Origin of the sequence: Vulcanisaeta distributa JCM 11217, assembly GCF_001316005.1 — an archaeon.
GTDB lineage: Archaea > Thermoproteota > Thermoprotei > Thermoproteales > Thermocladiaceae > Vulcanisaeta > Vulcanisaeta distributa_B.
On the sequence record NZ_BBBJ01000005.1, the window covers coordinates 1 to 16,834 of the forward strand.

The following is a 16,834-nucleotide window of genomic DNA, read 5'->3' on the forward strand; positions in this document are numbered from 1 at the left end:
CCCTAACGTTTAGCCCATCAACCTCATCGAAGAGTATAATCCTACCTTTAAAGCCGAAGAGCGAGCCCATCCTCATTGAACTACCGATCACTTGCCTAATCCTCTCACCGGTCCTAACATCGCTTGCATTTAACTCAAGAACCTCATAACCCCTCTCATTAGCTAGTGCATAGGCGAGTGTTGTTTTTCCAATTCCCGGCGGTCCCACGAGCATTACCGCCTTCTTACTGGGCTTACCCTTCTCCCAACCATTTATCCAATCGAGCAAAGCCTTCTTAGCCTCCTCCTGATTAACGACCTCAGAAAGCCTCCTTGGGCGATACTTCTCAACCCAGGGAATCCTCCTTGACAATCAAAATCACCTCCTCTTTGCAGGTGCTTTGGTCTCCTTACCAACCTCCTTACCAGCCCCCCCTAAACCATACTTCTTACCAATCAGCATTAACTTGGCTAGGAAAGCCGAGAGCTGTATCTCCTCATCAGAACCCTCAGTAAGCCTATAATCAATGTCGGCCGCGGCTCCGCAATCTCAACCTTCGCCTCATCAGGCACGTTAATGGCCCCACTCATTATCTGCCTCTGTATTGCCCTCAGTATCTCCGTACCAGACACACCATGCTCATACATTAAGGTCCTCAATCTATCCCTAGCCCTAACAAAGTCTCCGCCAAACACCGTATTTACCAGGTCAATTATATCCTTAGGCTCTATGTAACCAACGGTCTTATAAATGACCTCAGGCGTTATTTCCTTAGCCGTAGCAGCAGCGGCCTGTAGTGTGTTTATTGCTTTTCTCATGTCTCCCTGGCTTATGTCCCATATGGCCTCGAGGGCCTCATCAGTAACCTTAACACCCTCCCTCGAAGCAATCTCCCTAAGCCTACCAAGAACAGCATCCCTAGGAAGTGGTGAGAATCTGAACATGGCGCAGCGGGACTGTATTGGATCAATAATCCTGGACACGTAATTAGCAATTAGTATGAACCTGGTCACGTTAGCGTACATCTCCATCATCCTCCTAAGGGCCTGCTGGGCGTCAGAGGTCATATTATCAGCCTCGTCAAGTATGACTAATTTATACGGTGCCTTACCCATCGGCGCTGTCCTTGCAAACTCCTTAACCCTCTCCCTAATGGTGGTTATACCCCTCTCGTCACTAGCGTTAAGCTCAAGAACATTCTCACGCCAGGCATCACCATAAAGCTCATGGGCAATGGCAAGAGCCATCGTAGTCTTACCAGTACCAGGGGGGGACCATAAAACAGCATGTGCGGCATGTTACCGCTCTTCAGAAACTGCTTAATCCTCTCCTTAACCTCCTCCTGGTCAATAATGTCATCAATCCTCGAAGGACGGTACTTCTCAACCCATATTAATTCTGCGATTGACATTACGATATAAATGAATTAAATTGGTTAAATAAGTATTCCTCCTGGGTAATTAGGATGATTAGTGGGTATTATTGATAGAGAGTATGTGTAGGTTAACTGGTGGTTAGCTTGGAAAGGTAAGTGAATAATAAAAGATGGGCTATCATGGTGCTTCATAAATGCTATAGATAGTTCCTTAACCTGCTCATTGCTAATATCGTACCTAGGAAAAATGAAGTAATAAGGGCATGCACTAGGTATAAATAAGTAATAGCAAGGCTTGAGCCTTACCTCGCGCTCGCGGCTATCCTCTCCATCTCATCCTTCTTCCTAATCGCGTATGACTTCTGGTCATTCTGTGCCGCGGCTATTATCTCATCGGCCAAGCACTCCTCGATTGGCTTGGGATTATTGAAGGAGCACTGCCTGGCACCCTCGGTTATCCACCTAATGGCTAGGTCAAGTCTCCTTAGTGGTGAGACGTCGACCGATACTGGGTATGCAATACCACCATAGACGACCCTCGTAATCTCCTCCCTGGGTGCCGCATTCACTATGGCATCTACAAAGACCTGTATTGGGTTCTGCCCAGTCTTTAGGTGTATCATCTCGAAGGCTCTCTTAACGATATTGTAGGCCTTATGCTTCTTACCTGCATTCCTACCTGGGTGCATTAGCTGGTTCATTAATCTCTCGATGGCCGGTATCCTAGCCTTACCAAACTTCCTCTTCTGATGCCTACCGCTTGTGTGTGGAAGGTACATGGGCTTTAGGCACAGGTACCTCCTGAGGCCTGGGTCCTTAACAATGACGTTATCGAAAGCCCACTTACCAAATAACTTGATTGGTTCGCCATCGAGAGTTCTTAAATCCCTTGGGCACTCCTCAATTATTGTTACACCACCAACTTGATAAGTAACGGTCTCCTTAGACAGTGTAATTCCTTGATCGCTACTCATTACGCAGGATAAGAAGCAAGTGCCTTTTTAAAGATTTGCCGCACGACCCGGCCCAAACGTGGGTAGGATAATACATGGTTTTTACTTATCCCTTAACGACGCCAATGGGTACATGCCTTGAAATTCTCTTCGCCATTCCAGTCAGCTCGGCAACTTCGGCAACCTTATCAACGTTCTTATACGCCTCAGGCGCCTCCTCAGATATTATCTCACTCTCCGCGGACCTAACAATGATACCCTTACTCTCCAGGGCGCCCCCCCTAACCTTGTTAGGCGGCAGCATCCTAACGGCGGCGGACCTACTCAACGTCCTACCTGCTCCATGTGGTGCCGTGCCGAAGGTCACCTGGAACGACGTTGGTAAACCAATCAATACGTAGGATGCCGTACCCATGCTACCGGGTATTAAGACGGGCTGCCCAATATCTCTATACTTAGGCGGTATCTCAGGCCTACCTGCTGGGAACGACCTAGTGGCTCCCTTCCTATGCACGAGAACCCTCCTAACATGGCCCTCATCATCGATTACGTGATCCTCGATCTTAGCGATGTTGTGAGCAACGTCATAGACGATCTCGAGGCCAAGCTTGTCAGGGTCCTTACCAAAGACCCTCCTGAAGGCCTCCCTAACCCAATGCGTTATTATCTGCCTATTCGTCCATGCATAGTTAGCCGCAGCCTTCATCGCAGCCAGGTAATCCTGGGCCTCCCTAGTGGTAAGGGGGGGCATTGACGCCAACTCCCTATCCGGCAGGAACAAGCCCCCCCACTGCTTCATCTTATTCTCCGCAACCCTTATGTAGTCAGTGGCGACTTGGTGCCCAAGACCCCCCCTACTGCCAGTGTGTATTAGGACCATTACCTGACCCTCCTGCTCAATACCAAGTCTCTTGGCTAAGTTGGCATCGAATATCTTATTAACGACTTGAATCTCAATGAAGTGGTTGCCACTGCCAGTCGTGCCAAGCTCATCCTTGCCCCCCCTCTCCTTAGCCCTCTGGCTAACCTTACTCGAGTCCGCACCCTCGTAATGCCCAAACTCCTCAATGAAATTCTTATCATCACCCCCCCAACCATAGCCCTTAGACAATGCCCAATCAACACCCTCATCAAGCACCTTATCCAAGTCACCAAAGGACAGCTTAAGAAGCCCAGTCTCACCAACACCAGCGGGGACTAACTTGAATATAGTGTCAACGAGCTCCCTTAATTTAGGCCTAACGTCCTTCTCCGTTAGATTTGTCCTAAGAAGTCTTACACCACAATTAATGTCATAACCAATTCCTCCTGGGCTTACTACACCTTGTTCCATGTCCATTGCCGCTACACCACCCACTGGGAATCCATAGCCCTGATGAGCATCTGGCAATGCAATGCTATACTTGTAAATGCCTGGCAAGCACGCGACGTTGGCTGCCTGCTCCAACGTCATGTCCGTCTTCATCTTCTCAAGCAGTGTCTCATCAGCAAATATCCTAGCTGGCACCTTCATGCACGGTTTATACCCCCCCTTCGGTATCTCCCACACATAATCGCTTACTTTCTTCAGTGGTGGTACCATGATTAAGTCATAATCATTAATTGGGTTAATAAAACTTCACTCTATATCCAGTTAGGTTAATAGCACGTATTTAGTGTATGGTCCTTAATAATATGAATCTTCATTATAAATATAAATCATAGCTCAAGTTAAAAATTGTTTGCTAATTCCCAATTAAAAGTTAAAAATTATCTTAAGAACATTAAGACCATAATACTGCCATATTGGTAATTAAGTAAAATTTGCTGACATTTGACATAGTATAAAACAACGTAATTAATGCCCCCCATAACTTAGACCTGGACTTTAGAATGATCGTTAGAGTTTATAATCATAGGAATAATGTTAGGAGCGTTAAGTAATTAAATAGGTATGGTCTTTAGTCATGGATATATGCCTATTGATTATAGGGCTGTTGGGCTTAAGGTTGGCCTGGAGATACATGTTCAATTGAATACTGGCAGGAAGCTGTTCTGTAATTGCCTGCCAATCGTTAGGAATGATGAGCCCCCCCACTTCAGGGTCGTTAGGAGGTTGAGGCCCAGCATGAGTGAGCTTGGCGAGGTTGATCCGGCGGCCATTTGGGAGTTTAGGAAGCATAGGACCTTCGTTTATGAGGGTTATTACGACACCACATGCCTTGTGGAACTTGATGAGGAGCCACCACATGATCCGGACCCTGAGTCTCTCGAGGTTGCGTTGGCCGTTGCTATGATGTTTAATGCCAAGATATTTGATGAGGTTTACGTGATGAGGAAGACCGTGATTGACGGGTCCAATACCTCGGGTTTCCAGAGGACCATGTTGATTGCTCATGATGGTTTAGCCAAGTTCTTTGATTATAAGGTTCCAATACAGACGATAGCCCTTGAGGAGGATGCGGCTAGAAAAATTGAGGAGAGGGGGGGCGATACCGTTGTTTATAGGCTTGATAGGCTCGGTATACCGCTTATTGAGATATCCACGGGAATACTCACCTATAATCCTCAGGAGGTCATGGAGGTAGCTTATTACATCGGTCATAGCATTAAGATGACTGGTAAGGCCAAGAGGGGGCTTGGCACGGTTAGGCAGGACGTGAACGTATCTATCGAGGGTGGCGCTAAGACGGAGATTAAGGGCGTGCCTGACCTCAGCCTGATACCTAAGGTCATTGAGTATGAGGTTCAGCGTCAATTAAACCTATTGGCCATTCGTGACGAGTTGATCAGGAGGGGGGGCGTGAGGGAGGATTGGTTTGTTAAGGACTTCGTGGACGTCACCGACATATTCTCATCCACCAAATCCAACCTGATCAGGAAGGTCCTTGAGGGTGGTGGTAAGGTGGTGGCCATAAAGACGCCTGGCCTAAAGGGCATACTGGGTAAGGAGGTTCAGCCGAATAGGAGGTTTGGCACAGAGTTGGCGGATAGGGTTAAGGTTTGGACGAGTTTGTCAGGCCTAATTCACAGCGATGAATTACCCGGCTATGGAATAACCGCTGAGGAGGTTTCCAAGGTGTCCTCGAGGCTTGGCGTGGACTCATTCATACTCCTGGCAGGTACTTCGGATAGGGACTTGGTGGATGCCGTGGATGTGATCATTGATAGGATCAGGGAGGCGTTGCATGGCGTTCCTGAGGAGACCAGGGCGGCCAATCCTGACGGCACGACGAGGTTCATGAGGCCCAGGCCAGGCGCCGCGAGGATGTACCCAGAGACTGACCTTAGACCCATAAGGATTACCGAGGAAATGTTAGCGAGGGCTAGGGCATTAATACCAGAACCTATCGAGTCTAGGGTGAGTAGGTATGTCGGCTACGGCATGAGTAGGGAATTGGCGATGCAGGTAATTAAGTCCCCCCCGTTCTATGACCTAATTGATTACTTAATAGGTGAGTTTCAGGGTAGGGTACCAGCCACGTTAATAGCGAACACGGTCGTGAATACCATGAAGTCGCTCCAGAGGGATGGTGTTGATGTGTCTGTGATAACTGAGGACCACCTTAAGGCGATATTCAATGAGTATGCCCAGGGCGTAATAACCAAGGAGGCAATACCCGACATAATAGCGGCATGGAGTAAGGAACCCGATAAACCTATTGACGACGTAATCAATAGACTAGGGTTGAGAAGGATGAATCCTGAAGAGGTTAGGAAATACGTAATGGAGAGGGCGCCCAAGCTCGGCATAAACGATAAGAACAAGCTCATGAATGCGCTTATGAAGGAGTTAAGGGGTAAGGCCGACCCAAGCGATATAATGAGAGCGATAGATGAGTACTTAAAGAATTCCCAAAAAGATAAGGTAGCATAAACGCCGTGATGCGGTGTACTCAGTATTTTCTCACTATATAATCTATATGCAAATAAGCAATATTAATTCGTTGGGCGCTTAAAGCATGATCAGGAATGGGTGAGGATAGGGAGGTATACGTAGTTTATTTCAAGAGGACTGCCTTCTCAAGGGTTAAGAGGGAGGATCCGAAGTTCGACGTGTTCTATGATATAAGTGGTCCAACCCTATTCTCAAGATTGCTTGTTAAGGCTGTTCAGGACCTTGGTATAAAGCCTGAACAGATTGACCACGTGATAGTCGGTAATGCATTGCAGGGTGGTGATAACTGGAGTATGGGTGGTAGGATACCGGTGTTTCTTGCAAAGTTTCCGGTTACCATACCCGCCATGGCTGTTGACATGCAGTGTGCCTCATCATTTGACGCAATTGGTATTGGCACAATGGAGATATGGACTGGGCAAGCCGACATAGTCTTTGCCGGTGGTTATGAGCACATGTCCAGGGTTCCCATGTACAACAATCCGTATATAGTCCCGCATCTTGAGTTGGCGACTAATCCCGAGTACGCGATGTATGACATGGCCACTGGTTACGTGATGGGGGGGTTAACCGCCGAGAAATTGGCGGCTCTCAAGAAGATAAGTAGGGAGGAGATGGATAGGTGGTCTTACAGAAGCCACATGCTCGCCACGAAGGCCTACGAGGAGGGTTACTTCAAGGATGAGATACTCCCGATAGAGGTCGTTAAAGATGGACAGAAGATAGTGGTTGATAGAGATCTTAGTGTTAGGCCAAACACGTCATTGGAAGCCTTAGCCAAGTTACCACCTGCCTTCAAACCAGGTGGTGTAATAACCGCGGGTAACTCCGCGCCCCCCCTTAACTCAGGCGCATCGTTAGTAGTCTTAATGTCGGGTAAGATGGTTAAGGAACTCGGCCTAAAGCCACTGGCTAGGGTTGTGTCGCTAGGTTGGGCCGCCGTTGATCCATCAATAATGGGCGAGGGCCCGGTACCAGCATCAAAGAAGGCGTTGGCTAAGGCTGGGCTTAGGGTTGAGGATATAGATCTTTGGGAGATTAATGAGGCCTTTGCCGTAGTTACCTTAAACGCAATTAAGGAATTAGGTATTGATGAGAATAAGGTAAACCTTAAGGGAGGAGCCATAGCGATTGGCCACCCACTCGGTGCGACCGGAGCGAGATTAGTTGGTACCTTGGCTAGGCAGTTGCAGTTGACTGGTAAGGAGTATGGACTTGCGACTGCATGCGTTGGTGGTGGGCAGGGCTACGCGATAATTATTCAAAGGGCTTAAGTTATTTACATTCAATTTAAACTGAAAACTTAAAATTACGCACAAAACTAAGGTATTGTATGTCTGAGATACCGCTTAAGCCTCTGGGTAAGGAGGATATTAGAAAGCTCGAAAGCGCCTTACTCGCCATGTCCCTATTCTCACAGGAAACCCTGGAGGCGCTTAGGAATCCACATGAAAGACTTACCTGGGTCGATAGCCTATACACGGCGGCTGCAGCGTTTGCCAGGGATAAGGCGGGAATGCCCATTTCACAGATAGCTGATGAGATTGGGGTTACCGAAGCCACGATACGTAAGCACCTCAGGGGGGGTGAGACGAAGGCCGGTCAACTTGTGTTGAAGGCTTATGAGAGGCTTTCTAAGGAGGGTTTCAAGATTGAATTGCCGAGTGAATTGGCTGGGGGGGCCATACCTACGGAGGACGTGAGTAAGTTAAGGGAGAAGATAGAGAGAGTTAAGAAACTACTTAATGATGCACTGAGGGAGTTGAGTTCGTGATTGTAAATCGCATTTATGCTGGGTAAGTTTAATGATGGGATTTCTCTATTCCTCTTCTTCCTCCTCCTCAGTTTCGCGGACCGTAGCCCTAACTTCTTTAGCAGCCTTCTCCGTTTCCTCGACGGCCTTTCTCATCTCATCAACCTCCTCCTTAGGCAATGGTTGTATTGATGCGGAGGTCGCGGTTAACTTTAGGTACTTGTCCCAGTAAATAACGACTCCCTCATCCGTTATATCCATTGGATGCCTAACCATCGAGATCTTAGTATCCCTCATCTTCCAGACAATTATTGACCTATACAGTTTACCATCTATCTCATCAAGATCAAGCCTAATAATTCCATCGACGGCATGCTCAACACCAGGCCCGCCAAAGCCTCGCTCGCCAACTGATACCTGGCTTATGAAGAGCGCCGTTGTGCCTAAGCCAGCAATCACCCTCTTAAGGAGCATCACCGTTGACCTGGCAATTGATGGCTTGGTCAGGTATAACGTACTCACGGAGTCGATCGTAACCCTCCTAGCGCCGGTATCCTTAATTGCCTGCCTAAGTACATCGACAAGCTCATGTACATTATCAATATCCTTAACAACGTACTTCTCCCTCTGGGAAGCAGAGCCGATGCCCGCCGTGAACGCATCAACAATTGCGAACTTACCCTCCTTCTCGAATTTCGTTATATCCCAATTAAAGTGCCTAAAACTTCTCCTAACAGCGACTGGATGTTCCTCGAGTGCCACGAAGACTCCAGCCTCATCCCTCACAAGCCCATTATAGAGGAATTGCTTACCCAGTATTGACTTCCCAGTGCCCGGTCCACCAGAAATTAAGACCACACTCCTTTCTGGAATGCCACCATACAGTATCTCATCAAGTCCAGGCACGTAAGTCCTAACCCTAGGGACAGTCATTAAAATAGCAAGTCATAATTTCTACTTTAAAACTTTTCGTAAATATGGTTAATAAATAATACTTATAAATAAATTAATTAATGAATTAGCAATGTTTTTCTTGATATCTATACTGATGTACTAGGGTATCTCTTCTGGATACTTCTCTTCATAGCGATGCTTTCACCATGGCTATCAATGAGGTCACTACAGCATGCACGATTAAGGCTTATTGCGTTTATGGAGCGTAAGTATGGTGCTAGGGTCATAACCATGATACATAGGCAGGAGAAAATAGGGCTATTAGGTGTGCCTATATATAGGTATATCGATATTGAGGATTCGGAGGCCATTATAAGGGCTATCAGGACTACACCACCTAATATGCCGATAATGCTTATTTTACATACACCAGGAGGTTTGGTATTGGCTGCCTCACAAATAGCTAAGGCACTCAAGGCACACCCGGCTAGGAAGGTCGTAGTGATACCTCACTATGCCATGAGCGGGGGGGGTACATTAATAGCATTGGCAGCCGATGAAATAATAATGGATCCAAACGCCGTACTCGGTCCTCTTGATCTCCAGCTGAGCGGTCCTGGAGGAATTTACTTACCGGCACCGTCTATTCTAAGGGCAGTTGAGATTAAAGGTAAGGATAAAGTCGATGATCAAACGCTAATTCTTGCGGACATGGCTGAAAAAGCCATTAATCAAGTTAAGGAGTTAGTTATTGAGTTAGTTAAGGATAAAGTTGGTGAAGAAAGAGCTAGGTACATAGCTGATAGGCTTGTGAGCGGTTATTACACTCATGACTATCCAATAACCGTAGAGCAATTAAGGGAAATGGGGGGGCTTAAAGTATCAACCGACGTACCACCTGAAATATACGAATTAATGACGCTATACCCACAAGCTAGAACGAATAGACCTGGCATTGAGTATTTACCACACCCAATAGCACCAAGACCAACAACCAGAGATCAAAGATAATCAATAATACTTACCGTTAGTAAAAACTTAAATTTCCAATCACCATTGTTTACCCGCGGCCGTAGTCTAGCCTGGTCTAGGATGGCGGCCTTCCGAGCAATGAACGTAGAAAGCCGCAGAACCCGGGTTCGAATCCCGGCGGCCGCACCACTAAACTTTATAAATATTTATTAATAAATAAATTAATTAATGCCGAATGAGCATTTAGGATTATAAGCCCGGGCTATGCTTACCCTACTATATGGTTAGTCTATACCTTGTTCAGCATGGTAAGGCTTTCGATGAAAGGGTTGATCCAGAGAGAAGATTAACTCCAGAGGGTGTTTTCGAGACGGAGAGGATCGCCAGGTACCTCAACGGTGTTGGCGTTACCGTTGCTGAGATCGTTCATAGTGGTAAGGCTAGGGCTAGGCAGACGGCGGAGATCTTCGCTAAATATCTGGGCGTTAGTAATGTTAGGGAGGTTGATGGTTTAAATCCAAGTGATGATCCTAGGATATGGTTTGAAAGGTTGTCAGGGCTTGACCACGATTTAATGATCGTGGGTCACCTACCGCACCTCAGCCGTCTGGTCTCGCTGTTAATTACAGGTAACCCCCCGACATTAAGGTCGTTGAGTTTAGGTATTCTGGCGTATTAAGGCTTAGTAAGGCTGAAGGTAATTGGGTCATTAATTGGTTCATTACACCAGACCTAGTACGTTAAAGTCTTCTCCTTAATTCCCCGGGCGTCTTTAACCTTAAAATGATCTCCCTGGCTTCCTTACCATTTTTGGCCCTCGCAATTATTGACGTCTCCTCAATGCGCATTACGTAACCACAGTATGGGCATTGGTGTGTCTTAACCGTGTCACGGGCTATGGAGTAATTCCCACATTTTGGGCATGCGACGATTAGGTACATACTATTAATTGCATCATGAATTGCAAGAATAAATTGTTTTTGGGCTTTAGGATTTTACAGCTGAGGTGGGTGAAAGCAATATATATTCTCTTCACTTAAGTTCGTGTTAACTTATTTTGTCCGCTGCCCCCTAATAAAAGTAATTTAAATTTCCTGTGTGCAATTAAGTACTGAAGCAATAAGCAAGGTGGTTGGGATAAAGATCTTAAAGAGGAATGGAAATACAGAGGACTTCTCAAGGGATAAGTTAGTCCGCTCTCTAAAACTCGCAGGCGTTCCAGATCCTGACTTAGTAATTAACGCCCTTGACATTAAAGGCACAGTACCAAGTAGCGAGTTATCGGATAGGATTCAATTAATCATGCTTAATATGGTGACTGACGACTTGAGGTGGCACGATGCGGCTAGGAACTACCTGATATGGAGCGTGTATAAGCAGGTCTGGGGGGGTAAGGACGTCGTTAAGGCGATTAATGAGGGCAGGACTAAGTTTGAGGATGCGTATAGGGAGGGCTTTAAGACATGGTTTAGGACCGGGCTTGAGCTTAGGATTTGGGATTCAGAGATGAGTGCTTGGTATGCTCAATACATCGATGAGTTAGCTAGATACCTCGACCCCCCCAGCAGGGACTTACTGCTTACTTACAATGGCGTTAGGACATTAATGAGTAGGTATCTACTGAAGAGGCTTGATGGTACATTCTTTGAGGCGCCTCAATACCTGTGGATGAGGACTGCAATGGGCGTTGCCTACGCAGAGCTTAAGTACGGTGGTGACCCAATAACGTGGGCCAGGAGGTTCTACGACATGATGAGCCAACTCAAGTTCATGCCCAACTCACCAACACTTTATAACGCTATGACTAGGCTTGGACAACTCTCTGCGTGCTTTGTAGTACCCATTGATGACTGCTTATCCAGGGAGAGTGACACGAATAAGGAAGACCCCCCCGAGTGCAACTTCGGCATAATGGATGCCCTGAGACTCGCGGCATTAATATTCCAGTCAGGTGGTGGTGTTGGTTATAACTTCGGTAAGTTAAGGCCTGAGGGTGACATCGTCAGGAGTACGACAGGGATAGCCTCTGGCCCGCTTAGCTTCATGAAGCTCTTTGATACGTTGGTGGACACGATTAAGCAGGGCGGTAAGAGGCGCGGCGCTCAGATGGGCATGCTCTTCTGGTGGCACCCAGACATTGAGAAGTTCATAACCTCGAAGAGCGGTGAGCTTAAGGACATTCAGCTCCAGAACTTCAACATAAGCGTCACAATAGACGACTACTTCATGCAGAGGGCACTCAGGAGCGAGGACATATACCTGATAAACCCGAGGGAGTGCCCATGCCTATACAAGACCTGGGGGGGTGAGGAGTTCGTTAAGTGCTATGAGGGGGGTGTGTCGAGGCCATAAAAGCCGGCAAGATAAGGATTTGGAGGAAAATAAACGCAAAAGAACTCTGGGACAAGATAGTCAAGTCCGCATGGGACAGCGGAGATCCAGGACTATGGAACAGAGACTTAGCCAATTACATAAATAATGAGAAATTACCGGGCGAGGTCATAAACGCAACTAACCCATGCAGTGAAGAGAGTCTTTACGATTTTGAGAGTTGTAACCTAGGTAGTATTAATCTTGTTAAGTATGTTAAGGATGGTAAGATTGAGTGGGAGGATTTAGCTAGGGATGTTCAGTTGGCGGTTAGGTTCCTTGATGATGTCATTGATGTTAATAAGTTACCACATGAGAGGCTTAGGAAGAGGGTGCTCGAGACTAGGAGAATTGGGCTTGGTGCCAACGGCCTTGCCGATACCCTAATAGCCCTTGGCCTTAGGTACGACTCACCGCAGGCATTGGCAGTCTCTAATGAATTGGCTAGTTTCATAGCTAGGATGGCTGTTAGGGCTAGTATTGAGTTGGCTAAGGAGAAGGGTGTTTACCCGGCATATAAGCATAGTGATTGGGCTGAGGGCGTATTACCGTGGACAAAGCACAGGGAGAGGCTTGAGAAGTTCTCCAGCACCATTGATAAGGAGGCCGTTGATGAGTACATGAAGACCCTTGATGTGGGCTATAACGATCCGAAGGTTAAGGCTATTATTGACGGCTCATCAACGGTACTTAAGGGATATAGGGCATTAGACAGTGATTTGTCGATAGATGTTAGTACGATAGGTATTAGGAATGGATCCATAATGAGTATAGCGCCTGAGGGCTCCAGGAGCCTAATCGCCGGCGTGAACTCAAGCATTGAGCCCCCCCTCTTCGCGATTGCCTACATCAGGAACCTATCAATTGGGAGGCTCATTGAGTATAACTACACTGCACTTAAGCTGTTAATGCAGACGAAGACGCTGGATGAATCAACGAGGAAGTTTGTCGAGGAGTACGGAATACTGCCAAGGGATCACCCACTGGCTGACCTGCTTAGGACGGCTCATGAGATTCACTGGAAGTGGCACGTATACATGCAGGTGACCTGGGCCAGGTGGAATGACTCAGGCGTTAGTAAGACTATTAACATGCCGAGCAATACCCCCATGGAGGATGTTGAGCAGGCCTATAGGCTGGCCTGGTTGCTTAATGCCTTTGGAATAACCGTGTATAGGGATAAGAGTAAGTCTGTTCAGGTAATATACACCGGCGTTAAGGGTGCTGAGGTTAAGCCAACCGTTGAGGTTAAGGAGGTTAAGGTTGAGACCAAGCCCAAGGTGGAAACCAAGGCTAGCTACACATCATTGTCAGCACTTAAGGATAAGCTAGTTAGGATTAAGGGCAATGGTGGTGAGAGTATTGAGGAGGAGATGCAGGAGGAGCTTGGGGGGGAGACTGATGACCCATACTGCAAGACTGGTTCATGTGGTTAAGTTTAACTAATAACGTTTTCCTTAAGTATACCCTTACTTATCGCCTCATTAAATAACTCATTAAGCACATCCATGTAATCCCTCTCACCAACCTCAACATCATCCATGTGCTTCTCAACGATCCTAGTCCTCTCCTCACTAACTAAGTCACTAAACTCCTTATTCTCCTCAGTTAGGAACCTATAAACCTGGCGGCCAAGGTTCGTGGGCACTACGTACCTAGTCCTCCTACCAACAACTAGGGCATAGCGCCTCTTCAGTATCACATCGACGATCTTCGCATAAGTACTTGGCCTACCAATGCCCCCTCTCCTTCATCATAGCGATTATATCGCCCTCCCTAAGCGGTGGTGTCCTACTCACCTTCTTAATATAATCGATGCTAGTTATATCATACTCACCAGGTGCGAGCTCCTGGTACTCCCTACCCTCAATGTAGCCCCAAACCTTTGTGAATCCAGGCTCCAATATCTTGGAAACCCTCTCCACCTCCTCCTCGTGGGCACTCGTACCATTAAGGTAAACGCTTATCTTCAGCCTCTCCTTCAAAACCCTGGCACTCCTCATTTGGCTTGCCATGAATCTCCTAAATATTAAGTCGTAAACTTTAAGATGATTTGCCGTAACCCTAATAGCCAGCTGAAGCAGGCCCGTATTGAGCAGATTCCTTAAGTCATCACTATCGATGGGTCTCGTCGGCCTTATGCATTCATGAGCCCCAATCTCCTTGCCACCCCCCCAGGCCCTACCCACAAAATAATCAGCTCCAACCCTCTCACTTATGTACTCCTTGGCAATGCCAATGCCCACCGTTGATACCCTGGTACTATCCGTCCTATGATACGTTATGAGCCCTGACTCAAACAATTCCTGGGCGATGGCCATTGTCTGCTCAACGCTTAGACCAAGTATGTTTGCTGAGTCCCTAAGTAAGGCGTCCGTAGTGTACGGTGGTGCTGGGTTCAACTCCTCCTCTTCCTCACCCACCCTAGTTACCTTAACCTTAACCTCAACATCCGTTGACTTATTCCTATGCATTGCCTTAAGGGCCTTTATTAATTCCTCCTTATCCGGCGGTATATTCAACCTCAACTTTACACCGTTACTTAAAGTCATGGTTACTGAGTATACCTTATCCCTCCTACTCTCGTCATACCTATCTATTATCCAACCAAGGACTGGGGGGGTTTGAACCCTGCCTGCCGATAGAGTCTTCCTACCAAACTTCTCCTGAACAATCTGACTAAGCCCAAACCCAATCCACCTATCCTCAATCCTCCTCACCAATTGAGCACCAACCATGCTGAGACTTATCGCCCTCGGATTGGTGATTGCGTCAATGATGGCCTTCTTAGTAACCTCATGGAACTCAATCCTAACGATATTACTAACGTAGGGCCTTAACATCATGTAAACATCCCAAGCGATCTTCTCACCCTCGGCATCCGGATCCGTACCAATCATCACCTGGTCAACCTCAGTAGCTATGTCTCTTATTGCATTTACTATATCCATGGCATCGATAAGCTTGACGCCATGGATTTTACAGACATCGACATCCTCAGTATACGTTTCCCCCCCACCAACCGGGCATCTCTTTATTGTTCCGTAGATCGGTACGAAATTATTACCGGTTTTAAGTATCCCATAGTAATCAATGATCTTTCCCACCTTTAAGGCAGGTGCAAGTTCCTTAACATCGGCTGGGCCCGCCGGTATTAAGTCCACATGTGGCCCTTGGTGGCCGTTATTAATAGGTACAGGTTGCCCAGGGTAGCTTCATAGATTATTAAAGGACCAACCTCCCTCCTGGTGGGTACGCCGAAGAAGCCTGCGATTGTCCTAGCCTTCGTCGGTGATTCGACGATTACGAACGCAGTCCTCAATGGATCTTTCTCGAGGAATTGATTGGGTATCTTCCCAAGCATTATATTCCTTATTAATTCCCTCTCATCTCTAATCCTTTTCATTAAATCATCAATATTAACCTCGTTGATATCCTGTATCTTCACATCCTCAAGCCTATACCTCAGATTCCTAACCAAGCCATTAAACACCTTTTCATTATCCACTATCAGTACTGATAAGCCCTGGGATACACCACCAACATAGAGCCTCGATGTTCTACCACTACCCTGAATATACGTCGTCACATCGGGAATAATCACATAAAGCTCACCACCCCCCCTATATTCAAGGCCAACCTCATTAGACTGCTCTATGGCCTTCCTAACATTGGAATCACTCAATAACTTATTTACTAAGTCCACGGCATCCTTAATTACGTCGGCTGCGTACTTATCAAATCCACTCAATTCCTTATTCTCCTCAATAGCCCTCAACAAATTATTGATTTGCTCCTGATTAAGTGCCGTTAAGTTCCTGAGCCTTGCAACGACTCTATCAATGTCATTCCTCAGGTATTGAGGTACTACATTCCTAATGGTGAACAAAAACATTAAGTACCTTATTGGCGTAAATTCCTCAAGCCTCAACCTAAACCTCATGCGTGGAACACCCACAAAGACTACGTATGCAATCCTCTGCGGCAAGTCGATACCCCCCCTAACAAGGGATGACCTTGATGTGGCAAGCCCAATTAATACGTCAACCTTACCCTCCACAAAGTCATTAAGTAACGACTTACTTGGCTTTAGGTAAGATGCTGCCTTAACGCCATTATTATTTAATGCCTCGAGCAACTCATCAACGATGTCCTTAAGGTCTGGCGGTACATAGATTATCCCACCACCGCCCAACCTCTTTACTATGTCAACCGCCGTACTTACCAGGGAATCCCTGGGCCTTACGTAGACATCAACCACGTTTCTTAATCCCTCGGCCCTACCACCGGTCTCGAAGCCAAGGAACTCCCTGAATAGAAATAGCCTGGCCGTCCTCCTCATCCTCGTTAGTGCACCCGAGGCTATTAGTATGCCAATGTTATTGCTCTTTACGTAATTGGTCAGTTCAGCATTCAACTTCTTAATATCCTCCCTAAGCTTATTAATCTCCTCCTCACTCGCCCTAAATCTAATGGCCTTCCTAAGCTTCTTCATTAAATCAACTACCGTTAGAGCCTTACGGAGAGCCTCCTCATTAATACCAAGCAGTAGTAATAACCTATCAATATTCTTGCTTGATGCCTTCAGGACACTATCAACATCATCAACGAAAATCAACGAAAACCTATACTTACTAAGTAGGTCCATATGTCTTGGCAG

Annotated in this window: 13 protein-coding genes, 1 tRNA gene and 2 pseudogenes; 7 read left to right on the forward strand and 9 right to left on the reverse strand. The window is 46.7% G+C overall.

Annotated features, from left to right (window positions below; all coding sequences use genetic code 11):
- The 4 genes and pseudogenes from JCM11217_RS05930 to JCM11217_RS05945 all read right to left on the reverse strand — a co-directional run.
- On the reverse strand, nucleotides 1–352 hold a 352-nt coding region (locus JCM11217_RS05930; RefSeq protein ID WP_243678524.1), incomplete at its 3' end, for an AAA family ATPase.
- 6 nt (nucleotides 353–358) lie between these two features.
- A pseudogene (locus JCM11217_RS05935) lies at nucleotides 359–1,385 on the reverse strand (replication factor C small subunit).
- Nucleotides 1,386–1,657: 272 nt separating this feature from the next.
- Nucleotides 1,658–2,329 carry a 30S ribosomal protein S7 gene (locus JCM11217_RS05940; RefSeq protein WP_054842366.1) on the reverse strand — a complete coding sequence of 224 codons (672 nt, stop codon included), beginning with the start codon at nucleotides 2,327–2,329 and terminating at the stop codon, nucleotides 1,658–1,660.
- Between the two features lie 85 nt (nucleotides 2,330–2,414).
- Nucleotides 2,415–3,890, reverse strand: coding sequence for an RtcB family protein (locus tag JCM11217_RS05945; RefSeq protein ID WP_054842367.1), 1,476 nt, complete (start codon nucleotides 3,888–3,890; stop codon nucleotides 2,415–2,417).
- 378 nt (nucleotides 3,891–4,268) lie between these two features.
- On the opposite strand from JCM11217_RS05945, the gene gatE reads away from it, so the two are divergent.
- The 3 genes from gatE to JCM11217_RS05960 all read left to right on the forward strand — a co-directional run bounded on the left by gatE (nucleotide 4,269) and on the right by JCM11217_RS05960 (nucleotide 7,959).
- Nucleotides 4,269–6,164 carry a Glu-tRNA(Gln) amidotransferase subunit GatE gene (gene gatE / locus JCM11217_RS05950; protein WP_054842469.1) on the forward strand — a complete coding sequence of 632 codons (1,896 nt, stop codon included), beginning with the start codon at nucleotides 4,269–4,271 and terminating at the stop codon, nucleotides 6,162–6,164.
- Between the two features lie 95 nt (nucleotides 6,165–6,259).
- Complete coding sequence (locus JCM11217_RS05955; protein WP_054842368.1) at nucleotides 6,260–7,459, forward strand: acetyl-CoA C-acetyltransferase; 1,200 nt, start codon at nucleotides 6,260–6,262, stop codon at nucleotides 7,457–7,459.
- 59 nt (nucleotides 7,460–7,518) lie between these two features.
- Entirely contained in the window at nucleotides 7,519–7,959 is a 441-nt protein-coding gene (locus JCM11217_RS05960) for a hypothetical protein (protein ID WP_054842369.1), read from the forward strand.
- A gap of 45 nt (nucleotides 7,960–8,004) precedes the next feature.
- Here JCM11217_RS05960 and JCM11217_RS05965 read toward each other — a convergent pair whose 3' ends face one another.
- The gene (locus tag JCM11217_RS05965) at nucleotides 8,005–8,871 is read right to left on the reverse strand and encodes a KaiC domain-containing protein (protein ID WP_054842370.1); all 867 of its coding nucleotides are present in this window, start codon (nucleotides 8,869–8,871) and stop codon (nucleotides 8,005–8,007) included.
- Nucleotides 8,872–9,027: 156 nt separating this feature from the next.
- On the opposite strand from JCM11217_RS05965, the gene JCM11217_RS05970 reads away from it, so the two are divergent.
- From JCM11217_RS05970 to sixA, 3 genes are all read left to right on the forward strand, one after another.
- Nucleotides 9,028–9,843 (forward strand): hypothetical protein, encoded by an 816-nt coding sequence (locus tag JCM11217_RS05970; protein WP_054842371.1) that lies wholly within the window; start codon nucleotides 9,028–9,030, stop codon nucleotides 9,841–9,843.
- Nucleotides 9,844–9,898: 55 nt separating this feature from the next.
- Nucleotides 9,899–9,993 (forward strand) — tRNA-Gly (locus JCM11217_RS05975).
- Nucleotides 9,994–10,084: 91 nt separating this feature from the next.
- Nucleotides 10,085–10,483: a phosphohistidine phosphatase SixA gene (gene sixA, locus JCM11217_RS05980; RefSeq protein ID WP_243678525.1), complete on the forward strand. Its 399-nt coding sequence runs from the start codon at nucleotides 10,085–10,087 to the stop codon at nucleotides 10,481–10,483.
- A gap of 61 nt (nucleotides 10,484–10,544) precedes the next feature.
- Here sixA and JCM11217_RS05985 read toward each other — a convergent pair whose 3' ends face one another.
- Nucleotides 10,545–10,745 carry a DUF1922 domain-containing protein gene (locus tag JCM11217_RS05985; RefSeq protein ID WP_054842372.1) on the reverse strand — a complete coding sequence of 67 codons (201 nt, stop codon included), beginning with the start codon at nucleotides 10,743–10,745 and terminating at the stop codon, nucleotides 10,545–10,547.
- Nucleotides 10,746–11,409: 664 nt separating this feature from the next.
- On the opposite strand from JCM11217_RS05985, the pseudogene JCM11217_RS05990 reads away from it, so the two are divergent.
- Nucleotides 11,410–13,610 (forward strand): annotated as a pseudogene (locus tag JCM11217_RS05990) (adenosylcobalamin-dependent ribonucleoside-diphosphate reductase).
- A 2-nt stretch (nucleotides 13,611–13,612) separates the two neighbouring features.
- Here JCM11217_RS05990 and JCM11217_RS05995 read toward each other — a convergent pair.
- From JCM11217_RS05995 to JCM11217_RS06005, 3 genes are read right to left on the reverse strand one after another with little or no spacing between them, the layout of a single operon-like run.
- On the reverse strand, nucleotides 13,613–13,876 hold the full coding sequence (locus JCM11217_RS05995) for a hypothetical protein (protein WP_054842373.1): 264 nt from the start codon (nucleotides 13,874–13,876) through the stop codon (nucleotides 13,613–13,615).
- A 28-nt stretch (nucleotides 13,877–13,904) separates the two neighbouring features.
- On the reverse strand, nucleotides 13,905–15,338 hold the full coding sequence (gene rgy, locus JCM11217_RS06000) for a reverse gyrase (RefSeq protein ID WP_054842374.1): 1,434 nt from the start codon (nucleotides 15,336–15,338) through the stop codon (nucleotides 13,905–13,907).
- On the reverse strand, nucleotides 15,329–16,822 hold the full coding sequence (locus JCM11217_RS06005) for a hypothetical protein (RefSeq protein ID WP_054842375.1): 1,494 nt from the start codon (nucleotides 16,820–16,822) through the stop codon (nucleotides 15,329–15,331). The genes rgy and JCM11217_RS06005 overlap by 10 nt, the downstream gene beginning before the upstream one ends.
- Nucleotides 16,823–16,834: the final 12 nt, after the last annotated feature.